Genomic DNA, 18,736 nt, shown 5'->3' with positions numbered 1-18,736 from the left:
GCAGGGTGCACGGAGATTCTATCGATGCACTTTCTCACGGACGGTCACAGTCCGGAAGTCACCAACCGTAAAATGCGGGCATGTCGCGCGCCGCCCACGGTGCGCCGCCGGCGCCGCGGTCTGCCGCGCCCCACGCCCCCTTTTCTGCCCCGAGACGCCGATGACGATCCCGACCATCACGGCCCTGTCCCCGCTGGACGGCCGCTACGCTTCCAAGCTCGCCGCGCTGCGGCCGCTGCTGTCCGAGTACGGCCTGATGCACCGCCGCGTGCAGGTCGAGGTGGAGTGGTTCATCGCGCTGTCCGATGCCGGCCTGGACGGCTTCGCACCGCTGTCCGAAGCCTCGCGCGGCCTGCTGCGCGGGCTGGTGCTGCGCTTTTCCGAAGCCGATGCGCGCGCCATCAAGGACATCGAGCGCACCACCAACCACGACGTCAAGGCGGTCGAGTACTGGCTGAAGGCGCGCTTCGAGGGCCAGCCCGAGCTGAAGGCGGCGGCTGAGTTCGTGCACTTCGCCTGCACCAGCGAGGACATCAACAACACCAGCCACGCGCTGATGCTCAAGGCCGCGCGCGAGCAGGTGATGCTGCCGGCGATCGACCGCATCATCGCCAAGCTCACCGCGATGGCGCAGGCCTTCGCTGCGGTGCCGATGCTCAGCCGCACCCACGGCCAGACCGCCAGCCCCACCACCGTGGGCAAGGAGATCGCCAACGTGGTGGCGCGCCTGCAGCGCGCACGCCAGGTGATCGCCGAGGTGAAGCTGCTGGCCAAGATGAACGGCGCGGTGGGCAACTACAACGCCCACTCGGTGGCCTACCCGGACAAGGACTGGGAGAGCTTCTCGCGCGAGGTGATCGAGCAGCGCCTGGGCCTGGTCTTCAACCCGTACACCATCCAGATCGAGCCGCACGACTACATGGCCGAGCTGTTCGACGCCTTCACGCGCCTGGACACCATCCTGATCGACTTCTCGCGCGACGTGTGGGGCTACATCTCGCTGGGCTACTTCAAGCAGAAGCTCAAGGACGGCGAGGTGGGCTCGTCGGCGATGCCGCACAAGGTCAACCCGATCGACTTCGAGAACGCCGAGGGCAACTTCGGCCTGGCCAATGCGCTGCTGGCGCACCTGGCGCAGAAGCTGCCGATCAGCCGCTGGCAGCGCGACCTGACCGACTCCACGGTGCTGCGCAACATGGGCGTGGCGCTGGGCTATGCGCTGCTGGGCTATGACTCACTGGCCCGCGGCCTGGACAAGCTGGAGCTCAACGCCGCCGCGCTGGCCGCCGACCTGGACGACAGCTGGGAAGTGCTGGCCGAGGCCATCCAGACCGTGATGCGCCGCCACGCGCTGCCGCAGCCCTACGAGCAGCTCAAGGCCTTCACCCGCGGCAAGCCGATGACGCGCGAGCTGATCCAGGGTTTCGTGGCCGACCTGCCGCTGCCCCAGGCCGAGAAGGACCGCCTGCTGGCGATGACGCCGGCCGACTACACCGGCCGCGCCGCCGCACTGGCCGGGCGCATCGGCGGCTGATTCGCGGCGGGCGCCGGTTCAGCGCCCGCGCGACGCGTCCGCCACCGCCACCTGGGTGTCGAGCGGCGCCGGTGGGTGGGGCGCCGCGGCCTGCGCACCCTCCATGAAGGCGCTGGCCGGCCCCAGCGCGCTCAGGCCCAGCTGGATCAGCAGGGTCGCCGTCACGGCCGAGCCGCCCAGCACCAGCAGCGGCGACCAGGAGGCCCAGCGCGTGGGCGCCTCGGTGTGCCGCTCGGGGTGCGGTGGGGTGGTCGTCGGTGGCGTCATCTGCGGTCCCTCGTCGTGCCTGGCCGGATCGTGCGGCCCGATCGTGATCTCTCCATGACATACGCAGAATCCGGCGCCCACCGGACAAGCCGTCACCCAAACAGGCGACAGCGGCTCAGCGGGTGCTGAGCCCGCCGATCGCCCGGACGCGGGCCGCCCAGGGCGACTCGCCCGCCGGCGCGGCGACGGCCGGCCCGGCGCCGCAGGCCAGCGCCAGCCGGGCCGCCAGGTCGGCGGTGCTGCCCATGGGCGCGGCCCCAGCGGCCCGGTCCTCGGGCGTCGACACCGCCTGGCACGCCTCGGCGGCGCGCCCGCTGCGCCACAGCGCCTCGGCGCGCAGCCACCGGGCGTCGTGCCACTCCAGCGCGCCGATCTGCGCCCGCACCGGGGGCGTCAGCAGCGCCAGGGCGGCGTCAGCGGCGGTCTCGGCGGCCACCCAGTCGCCGGCAAAGGCCTGGGCCTGGGCGCGCCAGACCGCCACGCCGGCACGGGCGCGCTGGCGGGGGATCTCGCCGCCGCGCTCTTCCATCGCCACGGCCACCGTCTCCCAGTGGTCGAGCGCGGCCAGGGCGGCCGGCCGACGCGCCGGCTCGGTGGCCAGGGCCAGCGTGGCCACCAGGGCCTCGGCGGCGGCCAGCTTGCGCCGGTAGGCGGGCGTGGTGGCGACCCGGGCGCCCTCCTGCCGCGCGCGCGCCAGCGTGGCCTGCGCGCCGCGGGCGTCGCCGGCGCCGGCCTGGGCGATCGCGCGCTCGAGCAGCCACACCGCATGGGTGACCAGCGGCGCCTGGCCATAGCGGCGCTCCAGCCCGGCCAGCGCGCGCTCGGAGTGGGTCAGCGCGTCGCGCCAGCGGCCCATGGCGGTGTAGGTCTCGACCAACTGGCGGTGGAGATTGGGCACGGTCAGCAGGTCGTCGCTGGCGGCGCTGTCGCCGTCCCAGGCCTGCAGCAGCGAACGCAGCAGCACCAGCGCTGCCTGGGGCTGACCCACGCGGCGGTGCCAGCCGGCCAGGCGCAGGCCGGTCTGGGTGGTGTCGGGGTGGCGCAGGCCCAGGCCGTCCTCGCCGCGGCGAAAGGCGGTCTGCAGCAGGCGGCCGGCCTCGTCGATGTGGCCGCGCATCATCTGCACTTCGGCCAGCTCGACCTCGGGCTGGGTGTAGGCGAAGGGCTGGATCGACGGCGTGGCGCGCATGATGGCCAGCGCCTGTTCATACAGGGACACGGCATCGTCCAGGCGGCCCTTGGCGTCCCAGCGCACCCGGGCCAGCAGCATCAGCGCCTGTGCGCGCTGCATCGGCAGGGTGCCGGGCGCGTTGGACAAGGCCACCGCCTGCTCCAGCGCCTGCTCGGCCTGGTCGGCATGGCTTTCCTCGTCGACCTGGCCGCGCACCAGCCAGTAGTGCATGCGCAGCGCATCGTCCAGCGGCACCTGGTCCAGCAGCGCCTGGGCCTGTTGCAGCCGGGTCTGGGCGGCGGCGGAGTCGGACTCGAACAGCACCTCGGCCAGCAGCGTCAGCGAGCGAAAGCGCTGCGGCGAGGCCGCGCCCAGGCGCTGGCGCGCCAGCTCCTCCAGCGCGGTGGCCATCTGCAGCCGGCCAGGGGCCGAGCCGACGTCCTCGTACAGGTGCAGCAGCGCCAGCAGCAGGTCGAACTGCACCCCGGGGTCGGCCACCGGCTGGCGCAGCAGCTGCTGTGCCGACAGGTCCAGCAGCTCGCGCGCAGTGACCTGGCCGCCGCGCCTGGGGTTGGCGTTCAGCCAGGACACCGGCTTGTACAGGTCCAGCACGAAGTCGCGCGTGGCCTGGGCGCGCAGCGCCTCGCGCTGGGCCAGGCGCGCCTGCTGCCAGGAGAACACCGAGCTGGCCACCAGGGCCAGCGCGACCACACCGCCGGCCGCCACCGCCAGCCGGTGGCGGCGCACGAAGACGCGGCTGCGGTAGAGCCAGCTGTCCGGCTGCGCCAGCACCGGCTGGCCGTCCAGCCAGCGCTGCAGGTCGGCGCGCAGCTCGGTGGCACCGGCGTAGCGCTGCGCCGGATCGGTGCGCAGCGCCTGCAGCACGATCGCGTCCAGGTCGCCCCGCAGGGCCTGGGCCAGGCGGCGCGCGGTCAGGCCGCGCCGGCCGGCCGCGCCCGCGGCCACGCGGGCGCTGGGCCGCGTGGTGTCGCCCTGCAGCACCGCGGTCTCAAGCTGCGCCGCCGAGCGGTGCCTGAGCCGGTAGGGCAGCTCGCCGCACAGCAGCTCATGCAGGATCACGCCCAGCGCATAGACATCGCTGGCGGTGGACAGCGGCTCGCCACGCAGCTGCTCGGGGCTGGCGTAGTCGGGCGTCAGCGCGCGGCCGCCCAGCGCAGTGAGCTGGGTGTCATGGGTGCGGTCATCGTCGCCCAGCAGCTTGGCGATGCCGAAGTCCAGCAGCTTGACCTGCCCCTGCTGGTCGACCAGGATGTTGCCGGGCTTGAGGTCGCGGTGCAGCACCAGCTGCGCGTGCGCATGGGCCACCGCGTCCAGCACCTGCAGGAAGATGCGCACCCGGCCGCGCGGCGAGCGGGTGCGCTCGTCGCACCAGGTGGTCAGCGGCGCGCCCTGCACATGCTCCATCGCCAGCCAGGGCTTCTGGCCGTCGAGGCCGGCGTCGTAGAGCCGCGCGATGTGCGGGTGGTCCAGCCGCGCCAGCAGGTCGCGCTCACGCGCCAGGCGCTCGGCCAGGTCGTCGCGCCAGGGCAGGTGCAGCGGCAGCTTCAGCGCCACCTGGCGCTCGTAGGCGCCGTCGGCACGGCAGGCGCTCCAAACCTCGGCCATGCCGCCGGTGCCCAGCAGCGCCTGCAGCGCCCAGGGGCCGATGCGCTCGCCGGGCTGGCGGCTGGCGCGCGCGGGTGGCCGCTCACCCAGCGGCGGCGGGGCCTGCAGCGCGGGATGGGTCTGGGCGCGCTCGTGCGCCGCCAGCAACGCGTCCAGCTCGTCCAGCGCGTCGGCCGGGCCCTGCAGCGCGGCGCGCCAGGCGGCGCGCTCGGCCGGGTCCTCGCGGTCCAGCGCCTCGTCCAGCCAGGCCGAGACGCGCTGCCAGCGCGCCCGCGCAGCCTGAGCGGCCGGGTCGGCGTCGTCGCTCACGACATCTGCGCCATCAGGAAGGCGCGCGCCTTCTCCCAGTGCCGGCGCACGCTGCGCTCGGTCAGCGACAGCAGCTCGGCGATCTCGGCCTGGCTGTAGCCGGCGAAGTACTGCATCTCGACCACGCGGGCCAGCGTGGGGTCGAGCTTGTCGAGCTCTTCCAGTGCGGCGTGGATCTCGATCAGGGTCTCGTCGGCCGCGGCGGCCGGGTGCTCGGTGGGCGAGAGATCATCCAGCGCGACATGGTCGCTGTCGCCGCCGCGGCGCATCGCCTGCTGCTCGCGCGCCAGGTCGATGATCACGTGGCGCATCACCGTGGCCGCGTAGGTGAAGAAGTGCTTGCGGTCGTCCAGCGCCAGCGAGCGCGCGCGGGTGAAGCGCAGAAAGCTCTCATGCACCAGCTCGGTGGTGCTCATCAGCGGCGCCTGGCCGCGCACGTACAGGCGCGCATGGGCGATGCGCCGCAGCTCCGGGTAGAGCTCGGAAAACAGGTGCTCGACCGCGCCCGGCTGGCCTTGCACGGCCCGCTGGATCCACACGGTCAGTGACGGCGCTTCGGCCATGACCCCTCCGCCCGAAGGACATTGACGGCGCGCAGCATAGCGCCCAGGCCCGCCCCGCAGTGAACCGGTCGTCCTCCTAGAATGAGGGGATGAGCTTCGCCCGCATGCTGGCCGCCGCGACGGCCCGACACGACTCGCTGCTGTGCGTCGGTCTGGACCCGGACCCCGCCCGCTTCCCGGCCGGCATGAAGGGCGACGCCAGCCGCATCTTCGACTTCTGCGCCCGCATCGTCGATGCCACCAAGGACCTGGTCTGCGCCTTCAAGCCGCAGATCGCCTACTTCGCCGCCCACCGCGCCGAGGACCAGCTCGAACAGCTGATGGCCTACCTCCGGCGCAACGCCCCCGAGGTGCCGGTGATCCTGGACGCCAAGCGCGGCGACATCGGCTCGACCGCCGAGCAGTACGCCCGCGAGGCCTTCGTGCGCTACCAGGCCGACGCGGTGACGCTGTCGCCGTTCATGGGCTTCGACTCGATCGAGCCCTACCTGCCCTACGACGGCAAGGGCCTGATCCTGCTGTGCCGCACCTCCAACCCCGGCGGCTCGGACCTGCAGTTCCAGACGCTGGACAGCGGCGACCGGCTGTTCGAGCATGTCGCCCGCCTGGCCGCCGGTGCCTGGAACCGCGACGGCCGGCTGGGCCTGGTGGTGGGCGCCACCTTCCCGCAGGAGCTGGCGCGGGTGCGCGAGCTGGCGCCCACGCTGCCGCTGCTGATCCCGGGCGTCGGCGCCCAGGGCGGCGACGCCGCCGCCACGGTGCGCGCCGCCTGGCGGCCGGACGGGCCGATCATCGTCAACTCGTCGCGGGCCGTGCTCTACGCGGGCGCCGGCGAGGATTTCGCGGCGCAGGCCCGCACCGTGGCGCTGGCCACCCGGGCGGAGCTGGCCGCAGCGCGCGGCTGACGCGACCGCTTGCACGTCGGCATGCCCGGACCGCCTGGTTTGCCGCGACACTTGGGGACATGTCCGTGAACCCGCCCGAGACCCCGTCCACCAGCCGCATGGCGTCGGTGGGTGGCCGGCATGGCCTGGCGTGGGGGCTGCTGGCGACGGGCGTGATCGGGGTGCTGCAGCCGCTGGACGGCGTGCCCGGGTGGGCGCTGCGCGGGCTGGGCCTGCTGGCGCTGGCGCTGGCGGCGTGGCAGGTGCACCGCCAGCGCGAACAGCGCGAGACCGGGCTGCTGCGCCAGGCGCGCTCGCTGTCGATGGAACTGGCCCTGTCGGCCGACCTGCACTTCGAGCTGGACGCCGACGGCCGTCTGCGCCGCTACCAGCACGCCGCGGGCGTGCAGGGCCTGCTGGAGCCGGGCGACCGCGGCCGCCTGCCCTGGGACTGGCCCGGCATGACGATCGCCTCGACCGACCTGGTGCGCCTGCAGGCCGCGCTGGCCCAGTCGCTGCCGCTGCGCGACCTGCCGCTGTCGCGCATCGACGGCGCGGCGCGTGAGCGCCACCTGCGCCTGTCGCTGGGCGCGATGCCTGACGGCCGCTTCGGCGGCGTGCTGCGCGAGGTCAGCAGCGAAGTCGAGACCCTGCGCGCGCTGCACCTGAGCCAGGCGCGCTACCAGGAGCTGGTGCGCCGCCTGCCGCTGCCGCTGGTGCTGCACCGCGAGGGCGTGGTGATCGACGCCAACCCGGCCGCGGTGGCGCTGCTGGGCCACGGCGAGCTGGCCACGCTGCTGGGCAGCAACTTCATCCAGCGCTGCATGGACGAAGACTCGCGCGTCCAGGCGCTGGCCAAGCTGCAGCAGCTGGTTCAGCTGGCGCCGGGCCGCCACCTGCCGCCCGACGAGTACCGCCTGCAACCCCAGCCCGACCGCCTGCTGACGGTGATGGCCAGCAGCGCCCAGGTCAAGGCCGAGGACGGACAGGCTGCGGTGCTGACCATCTTCACCGACGTCACCGAGCACCGCCAGGCCGAGCAGGCCCTGCAGCGCTCCGAGGCGCTGCTGAGCCACCTGGTGGCCAACAGCCCCGACCTGATCACGCTGACCGAGCTGGCCACCGGCCGCTACCTGATGGTCAACCCCAGCTTCACCCGGGTGGCCGGCTGGACCGCCGAGGAGGCGGTGGGGCACACCAGCACCGAGCTGGGCATCTGGGTCAACGAGGCCGACCGCGCCCGCTTCCTGCAGCAGCTGGCCCGCGACGGCACGGTGCGCAACCTGTCGCTGCCCTTCCGGGTGCGCGACGGCCGCACGGTGGCGATGCTGGTGTCGGCGGCGCGCTTCACGCTGGACGAGGCCGACTACCTGATCCTCAGCTGCCGCGACGTCACCGCCAGCGAGCAGGCGCGGCTGGAGCGCGAGGCCATCCTGGAGAACGCCCAGATGGGCATCGCGCTGACCCGCGACTACCACTTCCTGATGGCCAACCCCCGCTTGGAGCAGATGCTGGGCTGGCCGGTGGGCTCGCTGGCCGGCCGCCATGTCGGCCTGGTGTGGGCCGACCAGGCCGAGTTCGAGCAATTGGCCAACACCCTGGTGCCGCGCCTGAATGCCGGCGAGCAGGTCGAGCTCGAGCGCCCGATGCTGCGGCGCGACGGCAGCAGCTTCATCGCCCGCGTGCTGGCCAAGGCGGTGGACCCGGGCCAGCCGCAGCGCGGCACGATCTGGTTTGCCGAGGACATCACCCAGCGCCGCCAGACCGAGCGCGCGCTGGCCCGCGCCCGCGACGATGCCGAAGCCGCCAGCCGCGCCAAGAGCGCCTTCCTGGCCAGCACCAGCCACGAGATCCGCACGCCGCTCAACGCGCTGCTGGGCCTGGCGCGGCTGGCGCGCAATCCGTCGATCGACGAGACCCGCCGGCGCCAGTACATCGACCAGATCAGCGACAGCGCCGAGACGCTCTCGGGCATCCTGTCGGACATCCTGGACCTGTCGAAGATCGAGGCCGGCAAGATGCACCTGGACCTGGTCACCTTCGACCTGGGCCTGCTGCTGACCTCGCTGCACCAGGCCTATGGCGCGCTGGCCGACACCAAGGGCCTGGGCTTCCAGGTGCAGCGCGACGAGGACCTGCCCGAGGCGGTGCTGGGCGACTCGGTGCGGGTGCGCCAGATCCTCAGCAACTTCCTGAACAACGCGCTGAAGTTCACCGAGCGCGGCGAGATCCGGCTGGCGGCGCGGGTGGTGCGCACGGGCCTGCTGCGCTTCGAGGTCACCGACACCGGGCCGGGCATCGCCGCCGAGTTGCAGGCCCGGCTGTTCCGCCCCTTCGTGCAGGGCGACGAGGCGATGTCGCGGGCCTTCGGCGGCACCGGGCTGGGCCTGTCGATCTCGCGCGAGCTGGCCGAGATGATGGGCGGGCGCGTGGGCGTGGTCAGCGTGCCCGGCCAGGGCAGCTGCTTCTGGGCCGAGCTGCCGCTGGCCTCGGCCGATCCGGCCGATGTCGACTCCGGCTCGACCAACGGCGACGCCGACCCGATCCAGGGCGCGCGCCTGCTGATGGTGGAGGACAACCCGGTCAACATGATGATCGCGGTGGCGCTGCTGGAACAGTGGGGCGCCGAGGTCTCGCAGGCCGGCGACGGCGAGGAGGCGATGGCCGCCGTCGACGAGGCGGTGGCCCGCGGCCATCCGTTCGACCTGGTGCTGATGGACGTGCAGATGCCGGGCATCGGCGGCCACGAGGCGGCGCGGCGCCTGCGCGAGCGCTACGACGCCCGCACGCTGCCGATCGTGGCGCTGACCGCCGCGGCGCTGGTCTCTGAACGCGACGAGGCGCTGGCCGCCGGCATGAACGACTTCCTGACCAAGCCGATCGATGCCTCGCGGCTGCGCCACACCCTCAACCGCTGGCTGCGGCAGGCTAGTTCAGATAGCCCGGAATGATGGCCCAGACCTGCTGCAGCGGTCCGGTGGCGAACAGGCTCAGCGTGCACAGCACGTAGAGCGCCCCCAGCAGCCAGAACAGGCCGCGCACCTGCCAGGCGTCGCGGCCCAGACCCAGCTGCGCCTTGGTGGCCTGCCAGGCCACCATCAGCAGCGACAGCGTCGGGCACAGCGCGATGTAGCCCACCACCGACAGGCTGGTGGCGGCGTCCAGGTCGGGCACCGAGTTGACCAGCGAGCCGCCGAACCACAGCAGCGCCAGCAGCAGCAGGGCGCTGGATGCGCTCAGGCGCCACTGGGCCTGGGTGCCATGGTGGCGCTCGGCGCGGCGCAGCACCGGCTCCCACAGCGCCAGCGCCACCGTGCCCAGCGCAATCGCCAGCAGGGTGCCGGCCAGCGTGGCGTAGTACAGCGCATCGCCCTCGGCCGGGGCAAGCCGCGTGCCCGGCCACCAGGGCCGCATCTGCCAGCCCGGTACCGAGGTCAGCAGCAGGAAGGCCCCGCCCAGCACCAGATTGCCGCCGACGATCAGCACCGACAGCCAGCCCTGCAGGCTGAAGACCGGCAGGCCGGCGCGCGCGCGCAATTCGGCCACCACCCAGTACGACAGGTAGGGGCCCAGACCGAACAGCAGGGTGGCCAGCAGGTAGTGCAGGCCGTGCCAGACCTGCCGCGCGGCGCTGGCGCCCTCCATCGCCGGAGCCAGCCAGGCCAGTGCGGCGCTGGCCAGGGCGACGCTGGCGCTGACGCCCGCCAGCAGCAGCGACACGCGCGCCCAGGTGGGCAGGCCGCCGCGCTCGGCGGCCTCGCCGCTGTCGGGGGCCACCCAGCCGTGCGCGGCGGCGATGTCGCGCTCGAGCATCTCCATCGCGGTGTCGAAGTACTGCGCCGGCGCGAAGCGCGCGTTCTGCTGCGCCAGCCGGCGGATCGATGCCGGCAGCTGGCTGGCCGGTGGCATGTCGGGGGCACCCACCACCAGCGGGAACACGCGCTTGCCGCTGTCCAGCGCCTCGCGGATCTCGGCCAGCATCACGTCGGGCTCGTCCGGGCCGTGCTCGGCGAACAGCTCGATGAAGCGCGGCCCCACCAGCACCACCACCGCGGTGGCCTCGTGCACCCGCTCGTGCAGCCGCGCGTCCCAGTCGATGCCCGAGGGCAGCTCGCGGTCGATGAACACCGCATCGCCGCCGAAGCGCGCCTGCAGCCGCTCGTGCACGCGCAGCGCGGCGTGCTCGGAATCGGCACGGCGGTACGAGATGAAGATGTGCGGCTCGGGCATGGTGGTCGGCATCGACTCTGGCCCGGAAGCGCCAGCGCCGCAAGCCCCTGGCTGAGGGAAGCGTCAGCGCTGCAGGCACTGCGCCAGCACGGCAAGAAAGCGCGCCGGGTCCATCGGCCGCCGCAGGTAGGCCGCCGCGCCCAGGGCCAGCGCCTGCCGCTCCACCGCCTGGTCCCAGTGGGTGGCGCTGGTGAACACCACCGGGACCTGGCGGGTGCCGGCATCGGCGCGCAGCGCCCGCAGCAGATCCAGGCCGTTGCCCGGACGCATGCCGACATCCGACACCACCAGATCGGGCGGCTGCCGACGCACCAGTTGCAGGGCCGCCACCGCATCGGAGGCCGTGACCACCGCATAGCCATGCGGCTCCAGCAGGTCGCGCTTGAGCACCAGGTTGAAGTCGGTGTCATCGACCACCAGGATCAATCCGCGGTGCGGCGCCGGCCGCAGCGGCGGGGCCTGCGCCGCATCGTCCGGCGAGGCCGGCCGCGGCGCTGGCGGTGGCGCGGCCAGCCAGGGCCTGACGCTGTCGGCAAAGCGCATCGGATCGATCGGCTTGGCCAGGTAGCCGTCGAAGCCGGCCGACAGGATGCGCTCGCGGTCACCGACCATGGCCAGCGCCGTCAACGCCACCAGCGGGATGCGGCACAGCGCAGGGTCGGCCTTGGCATGCCGGGCGAACTGAAGGCCGTCCATGCCGGGCATCTGGATGTCGCACAGGATCAGCGAGGGGTGATGCTGCCGCGCGGCGGCGAGCCCGCGCTCGCCGTCGGTGGCGCTGACGGTGCGGTAGCCCAGCGCCGCCATCAGGCAGGTCAGCAGCTCCAGATTGACCGGGTTGTCCTCGATCAGCAGTGCCAATTGGCCCGTGGCACTCATGATCCTGGCGCGTCGCCGTTGTGCAGCGGCAGTGGCAGCGACAGCGTGAAGCGGCTGCCGGCCTGCGGGGCGCTGCTCATCGCCAGCCGGCCGCCCAGCAGCTCGGCCAGGCGCAGGCTCAGGTGCAGGCCCAGCCCCGTGCCCTCGACCAGGCCGCTGCGACCGCCCACCTGGACGAAGGGCTGGAACAGCCGCGCCTGGTCTTCCTCGGAAATGCCGCGGCCGGTGTCGGTCACGCACAGCGCCAGCCAGCCCGACTCACGCGTCACGCACAGCTCCACCGAGCCAGTGTCGGTGAACTTGATCGCGTTGTTGACCAGATTGATCAGCACCTGCTGCAGTGCGCGCCGGTCGGTGTGCAGCGTGGCGTCCAGGTCGGGCGTCGGCCGCAGCAGCAGGCGCAGGCCCTTGGCATCGGCGGCCTGGCGCAGCGTCTCGATCACGTCCTCGACCAGCGCGCGGCAGTCCACCGGCTCGCGCTGGATCTCGACCCGGCCCGAGTCGATCTTGGCCAGGTCAAGCAGGTCGTTGATCAGCGACAGCAGGTGCTTGCCGCTGGTGTTGACCAGTCCCAGCTGGCGCTCCTGCTCGGCGTTGATCGGACCGCTGAGGCGCATCAGCAGCAGGCCGGTGAAGCCCAGGATGGCATTGAGCGGTGTGCGCAGCTCGTGGCTCATCGTGGCCAGGAAGCGGTCCTTGGCCCGGCTGGCGCGCTCGAGCTCGACGTTCTTTTCCTGCAGGGCGCGCTCCACGCGGTGGCGGTCGGACACATCGCGGATCGCGGCCATGGCCAGCGGCCCCAGATCGGAGTCCAGCGGACTCAGGCTGATCTCGACCGGAAACTCCTCGCCGCTCGCCCGCAGGCCCTGCAGCGACAGGCCCTGGCCCATCGCGCGGGTGCGGGGCGAGGCGAGGTAGGCATCGCGCTGCCCGACATGCGTGCCCCGCGAGCGTGCCGGCATCAGCGACTCGATGACGTCGCCCAGCAGGGACGTGCGCTGGCGGCCGAACATGCGCTGCGCCTGGCCGTTGGCCAGGATGATGCGGCCGATCCGGTCGGTCACGATGATGGCATCGGGCATGGACTCCAGCAGGCGGCCATACAAGGCCTCGACGAGGTCCGCCTCGCGCCGCACCCGCCAGGGCGTGACGTCGACATCGCTGCACAGACAGCCGGCCGGCTCCCCGCAGGGATCGGGCAGCGGCCGCTGACAGGACTCGACATAGATCAGCGCGCCATCGCGGCAGCGACGCACGACTTCGACGGTGGCGGCGAGCCCCCCGGGAGGCGGCTCACCGAACAAGTCGGCCCAGTGGCGGCCCAGCGCCTCGTGCCGCGGGTGGCCGTACAGGGCCTCGGCGCCGGCATTCCAGAAACGCACCGAGCCGGACGCATCGACGGCCACCAGCGCATGCGGCGTGCGGTCGACGATCGTGTCGGCGGAGAAGGACGGGTCCATCGGCGGACCTCGCTACAACATCAAGGACCCGATTGTGGTGAGTTGAACCGCGGCCGTCGCGCTTTCACCCCGCCGCTGTCGTGGACAGCGGCGCCGTGGCCTCAGGCCAGCGGCAGGGCGCGCAGGCGTCGGCCGTTCAGCACGAACAGCGCGTTGGCCAAGGCGGGCGCCACCGGCGGCACGGCCGGCTCGCCCATGCCGGTGGGCGCGCGGGTGCTGGGCACCAGGTGGGTCTCGATCGCCGGGGTCTCGCGCAGCGTCAGCGGCATCTGTGCCGGGAAGTTGGTCTGCTGCACCACGCCGCCGACGATGTCGATGCGCCCCGACAGCGCCGCCGACAGGCCGAAGATGATGCTGCCCTCGACCTGCTGGGCCACGCCGTCGGGGTTGATCGCGGTGCCGCAGTCGACCGCGCAGACGGCGCGGTGCACGCGCGGGCGGCCGCCTTCCAGCGACACCTCCAGCACCAGCGCGACGATGCTGCCGAAGCTCTCGTGAAGCGCCAGCCCGCGCGCCCGGCCGGCGGCCAGGGGCTGGCCCCAGCCGGCCTTCCCGGCGGCCAGGCGCAGCACCGCAGCGTGGCGCGGTGCCTCGTCCAGCATCGCCAGCCGGAAGGCCAGCGGATCGCGCCTGGCGGCATGCGCCAGCTCGTCGATGAAGCCCTCGGAGAAGAACGCGTTGTGGCTGTGGCCCACCGAGCGCCAGTTGCCGATCGGCACGCCGCTGCGCGTGGCCACATGGCGCATGCGCTGGTTCGGGATGGCGTAGGGCAGGTCGAACAGGCCCTCGGCGGCGGTCTTGTCCGGCGTGTCGATCGGGCCCGACAGCCAGGGCACGTTGCGCGCCATCCAGCGCGGCGTGATCGCGTCGCCGCTGCTGTGGATGCTCAGCGCCCGGATGCGGCCCTGGCTGTCCAGCGCGGCGCGCAGCAGCGCCGCACCGGCGGGCCGGTACAGGTCGTGGCCGAAATCCTCCTCGCGCGGCCACAGCAGCTGCACCGTCTGGCCGGGCAATTGCTGCGCCAGCGCGACCGCCTGCACCACGCTGTCGACTTCCAGCCGGCGGCCGAAACCGCCGCCCGACAGCGTCATGTGCAGCTGCACCTGCGACTCGGGCACGCCCGCCTGCCGGGCCGCAGCGGCGCGCGCCAGGCCGGGCACCTGGGTCGGCGCCCAGACCTCGACACCCTGCGCATCGACCCGCGCGGTGGCGTTCATCGGCTCCATCGTCGCGTGGGCCAGGTAGGGCGCGTGGTAGAGCGCCTCCACCACCTCGGCCGAGCGCGCCAGCAGGCCGGTGGCGTCGCCGTCGGCGTGGAAGGAGAAGCCGGCCTCCTCGGCCGCGGCGCGCCGGGCCTCGTCCTGCAGCGCCTGCAGGATGCGCGCCGAATCGGCGCCGCCGCCCTCGGGCGGCAGGGCTTCGAAGTCCAGCGCCCGCAGCGCCATCAGGGCCAGGCCGCTGTTGGTGGCCACCACCGCCACCGACTCGGTGCCGTCGGCCGGAGCCGGCAGGCGGTGGATGCCCAGCACGCCCGGCATGGCCCGCACCGCGGCCTCGTTGCGCAGTGCGCCGATGCGCCCGCCCAGCGCCGGCGCGTGGCGCAGCGCCGCGAAGCGCTGCCCGGGCTGGCGCACATCGATGCCAAAGCGGGCCTGGCCACGGCTCTTGGCCGGCGCATCCAGGCGCGGCTGCGGCTGGCCGATCAGCGTCCATTGCTCGCGCGGCTTGAAGCGCACCTCACCGGGCCGCGTGGTCTGCGCCGCTGCAGCCAGCTCACCGTAGTGGGCTTGCTGGACACCCGCGTGGCGCACCACGCCGGCCTCGACCGTGAGCTCGGCCACCGGCAGCTTCCATTGCAGCGAGGCGGCGCCCAGCAATTGCGCGCGCGCGGTGGCCGCGGCCAGACGCAGCGTGTCCCAGCTGTCGGCCAGCGTCGATGAGCCGCCGGTGATCACCAGGCCCAGCTCGCGCGCGAGCTTGCGCACCATCCACTGGCCCAGGCGCACCCCCAGGGTCTCGTGGCCGGGCTCGGTGTCGCGCGGGTGCACCGGCAGGCTGGCCTCGAGCACCGCCAGGTTGCCGTAGATCTTCTCGTGGGGGGCTTCGATCGGCTGCACCTGGTCCAGGCGCAGGTTCATCTCCTCGGCCACCAGCATCGCCAGCGCGGTGTGCACGCCCTGGCCGATCTCGGCCCAGGGCATGGCCAGGTGGACCTGACCGTCGGGGCGCACCGCGATCCAGCCGTTCAGGCCGACCGAGCCGGCTGCCGACGGCAGCGTGTCGGGGCCGCCCAGGCGGCTGCGCGGCGGCAGGCCGCTCCAGCCCACCACCAGCGCGCCGGTGCCACCCAGCGCCGACCACAGCCAGGTGCGGCGGCTCAGGCCCATGGCTGACCCTCGCGCAGCCAGCGGGCCGCGGTGTGGATGGCGGCGCGCACCCGGGGGTAGGTGCCGCAGCGGCACAGGTTGGTGATCGCGGCGTCGATGTCGGCGTCGCTGGGCTTGCGGTTGCTGCGCAGCAGCGCCTCGGCGGCCATCAGCATGCCGCTCTGGCAGTAGCCGCACTGCGGTACCTGGTGCTGTATCCAGGCGCGCTGCAGCAGGTGCGGCTTGTCGGGCGTGCCCAGGCCTTCGATCGTGCGCACCTGGCGCCCGGCCGCCGCGGCCACCGGCAGCACGCAGGCGCGCTGCGGCTGGCCGTCGATCTGCACCGTGCAGGCGCCACAGGCGGCCACGCCACAGCCGAACTTGGTGCCGGTGAGCCCCAATTCATCGCGCAGCGCCCACAACAGGGGCATGTCGGGCGGGACGCGGGCGTCGTCCAGCTCCACCGCGCGTTGGTTCAGGATCAGTCGGGTCATCGGTCGGTCCAGGCTGGGCCGCGGGCAGGCGTTGGGCATGTTTCCTGCATGCAACAGGTGACCCAGGCGCCCACGCTGGAACATCCAGCGCGGGCCCAGTGTGTCAGAAAACCAGGCCGAATGCCCGACGAGTCCCCACCAGGCCCGCCGGCCGGCACCCACCGATCCCACCACCTCCCGACGGAGCCTTTGATGACCATCCGCTTCCACCGCGTCCCCACCCTGCTGGCCGCGGCCGCCCTGCTGGCCTGCGCCGGCGCCCATGCCCAGTCCAGCGTCCAGGCCTATGGCCTGATCGATGTGTCGGCCGGCCAGTTCCAGGACCCTGGCGCGGCCAAGGACCGCACCGTGGCCAGCGGCAAGATGAGCACCAGCTACTTCGGCTTCAAGGGCACCGAGGACCTGGGCGGCGGCCTCAAGGCCAACTTCGCGATCGAGAGCTTCCTGCGCGCCGACGGCGGCAACGCCGGCCGCTTCAATGGCGACGCCTTCTGGGCCCGCAACGCCTACGCCGGCCTGTCGGGCGATCTGGGCTCGGTCACCGCCGGCCGCAACACCACCTCGCTGTTCGTCTCGACGCTGATCTTCAACGCCTTTGGCGACTCCTTCGGCTTCTCGCCGTCGATCCGCCACTACTTCACCAGCGGCACCGTGACCGGCGACACCGGCTGGAACAACTCCATCTCCTACAGCTCGCCCAAGCTGGGCGGCCTGTCGGCGCAGCTGCAGGTGGCCGGCAATGACGGCAACGTGCTGGGCCGCCGCTACGGCGGCAACGTGCTGTACTTCGGCGGCGCCTTCGCCGGCAGCTTCGCCTTCCAGAAGGTCAAGGAAGGCACCACCGCCGGCACCACCACCTGGCAGTTCGGCGGCTCGTACGACGCGGGCTTCGCCAAGTTCTTCGGCCAGTACGGCAAGGTGGCCAACGACACCACCAACGTCGACTACAAGCTGGGCGAGGTGGGCGCCTCGGTGCCGGTGGGCGCCTCGGGCAAGCTGCTGGCCGAGTACGGCAAGCTGTCGGTGAAGAACCGCAAGACGCTGAGCCTGGGCTATGACTATGCCTTCTCGAAGCGCACCGATGGCTACGTCGTCTACATGAACGACAAGCTGCCGGTGGTGGACGCGGGCAACAGCTTCGCGCTGGGCATCCGCCACAAGTTCTGAGCCCCCGGGGCCATCCGTCGCCCTGAGCTGCGCGGCCCCTGCGGGGGCCGTTTTGCCGGGCTCAGCCCAGCCGCAGCCGGGTGCTGACGGCCCCGGCGCGGGCAGCCCGGGCGCGCAATCCCAGCTCGGTGCCGGCTGGCGCGCGCACCAGCCATTCGGCGCGGGCGCGGTCGGCGGTGAGTTCGCGCTGCGGCAGGAAGGCCTGCATCGACTGCTTGGGCGCATGGCCGTCCAGCTGCGGCCCTTCGATGCGCCGGGCCCCGCCGGCCAGCGTGGCGCCCTCGGGCAGCTCGATCTCGAAGACGCAGGGCCGCGCCACCTGGCGCTCCAGCGCCCGGCGCGTGACATGGCTGGGCAGGTAGCCGGCATTGGCCACCTGCAGGCGCACCCGCCACAGGTCGGGGCCCAGCGGCTCGGCGCTGGCCGACTGCAGCGTCAGCTGCGGCAGCGACAGCGCGATCTGCTGCAGCCAGGCCGGGAAGCGCGCCGCCTCGCGCTCGCGCAGCGCCGGCGGCGGGTTGCGCCAGAAGTTCATGCGGTCCCAGCCGCCGATCTCCACCGCGCCCAGCTGCGGATGCTCGAAGGGCTGCCAGTCCACGTGGGCCTGGCCGCCGCACTGCTCGTCGCTCCACTTCAGCAGCTTCAGGTCGTCTTCCACCGGGTGTTCGCGGTACCAGTGGATCCAGTCGTAGCCGGTGATGCCGGCTTCCTTGTTGGGCGCCCAGATCTCCACCGTCCAGAACAGCGCGCCCAGGTGCTCGTAGAACCAGTCCTGGGTGCCGCTGATGACCTCCTTGGGGTGGTAGCGGAAGTCCTCGTAGATGCTGACGCAGGGGTAGCCGGTGAGCTGCTCGCCGATCTTCGACAGCCGCTGGTACAGCCACAGGTCCTCGGGCGTCATGTCATTGTCGCTCTGCATGCCCATCGGCCGCAGGATCACGCCCGAGTGGGTGTGGAAGCTCACCGCCGCGCCGATGTTGGGGTGCTGGACGACGAAGTCGACCACCGCGCGCACCTCGGGCTCGCTGGCCGGGTAGGGGCCGGCGCCGATCTGCTCGAACTCCTGCCGCCAGAAGGCCGGGAAGTTGCGGTTCAGGTCCAGGCCTTCGCGGTCGCGGTTGGCGACGATGCGGCTGCCGTCGCAGCCGGCTTCCAGCAGGCCTTCGGGCATCACGCGGTAGTAGGTGCCGCCGAACTCGCCGGGCTCGCGCGGGATCAGCAGGCGCGGCTCGTCCGGGTGCGGCTTCCAGCCGCCGTTGGGGTCGCGCAGGCGCATGCTGAGGATGCGGCCGTCGCCGTCGATGTCCTGCACCGTCAGGCCGTCCACCGCCGGCTCGTCGTACGGATAGGGGCGGGTCGAGGATCGGATGTGGCGCGGCCGGTCGGCCAGCGCCAGCTCGGCGCCATCGGGGTTGATGCGCGGGCACAGGTAGAGCGTGCGGGTGTCGAGCAGGTGGGTGACCGCCGGGTCCTGGCCGTCGCGGCTGAGCAGCTGGTGCAGCCAGTACAGCACCGAGGTCGATCCCATCAGCTCGGCCGCATGGATGTTGCCGTCCACCCAGAAGGCGGGCTTGTCGGTGTCGGCGCCGGTGGCGTGGCGGCTCAGCACCACCAGCCAGATGTCGCGGCCTTCATGGCTGCGGCCCAGGCTGCGCAGTTCCACCAGGCCAGGGCGCGCGGCCGCATAGGCCTGCAACAGCTGCGTCAGCGCGTCGTGGCGCAGGAAGGTGTCGAAGCGGGGCGTGGGCAGCGGCGGCGTCATCGCCGCAGTGTCGCACCGGCCGCC

13 protein-coding genes are annotated in these 18,736 nt (G+C 72.8%); 4 read left to right on the top strand and 9 right to left on the bottom strand.

What is annotated here, in order from left to right:
• The first annotated feature begins 160 nt into the window (after positions 1–160).
• Positions 161–1,534 (top strand): adenylosuccinate lyase, encoded by a 1,374-nt coding sequence (gene purB, locus KAK07_RS06295; protein WP_210859623.1) that lies wholly within the window; start codon positions 161–163, stop codon positions 1,532–1,534.
• Between the two features lie 18 nt (positions 1,535–1,552).
• Here the strand turns inward: purB and KAK07_RS06290 are convergent, their stop codons facing one another.
• The 3 genes from KAK07_RS06290 to KAK07_RS06280 all read right to left on the bottom strand — a co-directional run bounded on the left by KAK07_RS06290 (position 1,553) and on the right by KAK07_RS06280 (position 5,470).
• A complete protein-coding gene (locus KAK07_RS06290) occupies positions 1,553–1,801 on the bottom strand; it encodes a hypothetical protein (protein ID WP_210859622.1) in 249 nt (82 codons plus the stop codon).
• Positions 1,802–1,916: 115 nt separating this feature from the next.
• On the bottom strand, positions 1,917–4,907 hold the full coding sequence (locus tag KAK07_RS06285) for a serine/threonine-protein kinase (RefSeq protein ID WP_210859620.1): 2,991 nt from the start codon (positions 4,905–4,907) through the stop codon (positions 1,917–1,919).
• Entirely contained in the window at positions 4,904–5,470 is a 567-nt protein-coding gene (locus tag KAK07_RS06280) for an ECF-type sigma factor (RefSeq protein ID WP_210851127.1), read from the bottom strand. Before KAK07_RS06280 ends, KAK07_RS06285 begins: the two co-directional genes overlap by 4 nt.
• Before the next feature lie 89 nt (positions 5,471–5,559).
• Here KAK07_RS06280 and pyrF point away from each other — a divergent pair, with 89 nt between their 5' ends.
• Positions 5,560–6,375, top strand: a complete 816-nt coding sequence (pyrF, locus tag KAK07_RS06275; protein WP_210859617.1) for an orotidine-5'-phosphate decarboxylase — start codon at positions 5,560–5,562, stop codon at positions 6,373–6,375.
• Between the two features lie 59 nt (positions 6,376–6,434).
• Positions 6,435–9,305 (top strand): PAS domain S-box protein, encoded by a 2,871-nt coding sequence (locus tag KAK07_RS06270; RefSeq protein WP_210859615.1) that lies wholly within the window; start codon positions 6,435–6,437, stop codon positions 9,303–9,305.
• Here the strand turns inward: KAK07_RS06270 and KAK07_RS06265 are convergent.
• From KAK07_RS06265 to KAK07_RS06245, 5 genes are all read right to left on the bottom strand, one after another.
• Positions 9,283–10,584: a toll/interleukin-1 receptor domain-containing protein gene (locus KAK07_RS06265; RefSeq protein WP_210859613.1), complete on the bottom strand. Its 1,302-nt coding sequence runs from the start codon at positions 10,582–10,584 to the stop codon at positions 9,283–9,285. The two genes, KAK07_RS06270 and KAK07_RS06265, sit on opposite strands and share 23 nt — an antisense overlap.
• A gap of 63 nt (positions 10,585–10,647) precedes the next feature.
• The gene (locus KAK07_RS06260) at positions 10,648–11,463 is read right to left on the bottom strand and encodes a response regulator (RefSeq protein WP_210859611.1); all 816 of its coding nucleotides are present in this window, start codon (positions 11,461–11,463) and stop codon (positions 10,648–10,650) included.
• Entirely contained in the window at positions 11,460–12,923 is a 1,464-nt protein-coding gene (locus KAK07_RS06255) for a PAS domain-containing sensor histidine kinase (RefSeq protein ID WP_210859604.1), read from the bottom strand. Before KAK07_RS06255 ends, KAK07_RS06260 begins: the two co-directional genes overlap by 4 nt.
• Positions 12,924–13,024: 101 nt before the next feature.
• Complete coding sequence (locus KAK07_RS06250; protein WP_210859602.1) at positions 13,025–15,310, bottom strand: xanthine dehydrogenase family protein molybdopterin-binding subunit; 2,286 nt, start codon at positions 15,308–15,310, stop codon at positions 13,025–13,027.
• Positions 15,301–15,783, bottom strand: a complete 483-nt coding sequence (locus KAK07_RS06245; RefSeq protein WP_210859600.1) for a (2Fe-2S)-binding protein — start codon at positions 15,781–15,783, stop codon at positions 15,301–15,303. Before KAK07_RS06245 ends, KAK07_RS06250 begins: the two co-directional genes overlap by 10 nt.
• 192 nt (positions 15,784–15,975) lie before the next feature.
• On the opposite strand from KAK07_RS06245, the gene KAK07_RS06240 reads away from it, so the two are divergent.
• Entirely contained in the window at positions 15,976–16,950 is a 975-nt protein-coding gene (locus tag KAK07_RS06240) for a porin (protein WP_210859598.1), read from the top strand.
• 61 nt (positions 16,951–17,011) lie between these two features.
• Here KAK07_RS06240 and KAK07_RS06235 read toward each other — a convergent pair whose 3' ends face one another.
• Positions 17,012–18,712, bottom strand: a complete 1,701-nt coding sequence (locus KAK07_RS06235) for a M14 family metallopeptidase (protein WP_210859597.1) — start codon at positions 18,710–18,712, stop codon at positions 17,012–17,014.
• Positions 18,713–18,736: the final 24 nt, after the last annotated feature.

The sequence above is a fragment of the Ideonella alba genome, from assembly GCF_018069875.1.
GTDB classification, from domain to species: Bacteria; Pseudomonadota; Gammaproteobacteria; order Burkholderiales; family Burkholderiaceae_C; genus Ideonella; species Ideonella alba.
This window is presented reverse-complemented; position numbering and strand designations above follow the sequence as displayed.

What these genes read in the sequence shown, in the direction of transcription:
- purB (WP_210859623.1), top strand. Translation starts at nt 161, where the DNA reads ATGACGATCCCGACCATCACGGCCCTGTCCCCGCTGGACGGCCGCTAC.
- KAK07_RS06290 (WP_210859622.1), bottom strand. Translation starts at nt 1,801, where the DNA reads ATGACGCCACCGACGACCACCCCACCGCACCCCGAGCGGCACACCGAG.
- KAK07_RS06280 (WP_210851127.1), bottom strand. Translation starts at nt 5,470, where the DNA reads ATGGCCGAAGCGCCGTCACTGACCGTGTGGATCCAGCGGGCCGTGCAA.
- pyrF (WP_210859617.1), top strand. Translation starts at nt 5,560, where the DNA reads ATGAGCTTCGCCCGCATGCTGGCCGCCGCGACGGCCCGACACGACTCG.
- KAK07_RS06270 (WP_210859615.1), top strand. Translation starts at nt 6,435, where the DNA reads ATGTCCGTGAACCCGCCCGAGACCCCGTCCACCAGCCGCATGGCGTCG.
- KAK07_RS06265 (WP_210859613.1), bottom strand. Translation starts at nt 10,584, where the DNA reads ATGCCCGAGCCGCACATCTTCATCTCGTACCGCCGTGCCGATTCCGAG.
- KAK07_RS06260 (WP_210859611.1), bottom strand. Translation starts at nt 11,463, where the DNA reads ATGAGTGCCACGGGCCAATTGGCACTGCTGATCGAGGACAACCCGGTC.
- KAK07_RS06255 (WP_210859604.1), bottom strand. Translation starts at nt 12,923, where the DNA reads ATGGACCCGTCCTTCTCCGCCGACACGATCGTCGACCGCACGCCGCAT.
- KAK07_RS06250 (WP_210859602.1), bottom strand. Translation starts at nt 15,310, where the DNA reads ATGGGCCTGAGCCGCCGCACCTGGCTGTGGTCGGCGCTGGGTGGCACC.
- KAK07_RS06245 (WP_210859600.1), bottom strand. Translation starts at nt 15,783, where the DNA reads ATGACCCGACTGATCCTGAACCAACGCGCGGTGGAGCTGGACGACGCC.
- KAK07_RS06240 (WP_210859598.1), top strand. Translation starts at nt 15,976, where the DNA reads ATGACCATCCGCTTCCACCGCGTCCCCACCCTGCTGGCCGCGGCCGCC.
- KAK07_RS06235 (WP_210859597.1), bottom strand. Translation starts at nt 18,712, where the DNA reads ATGACGCCGCCGCTGCCCACGCCCCGCTTCGACACCTTCCTGCGCCAC.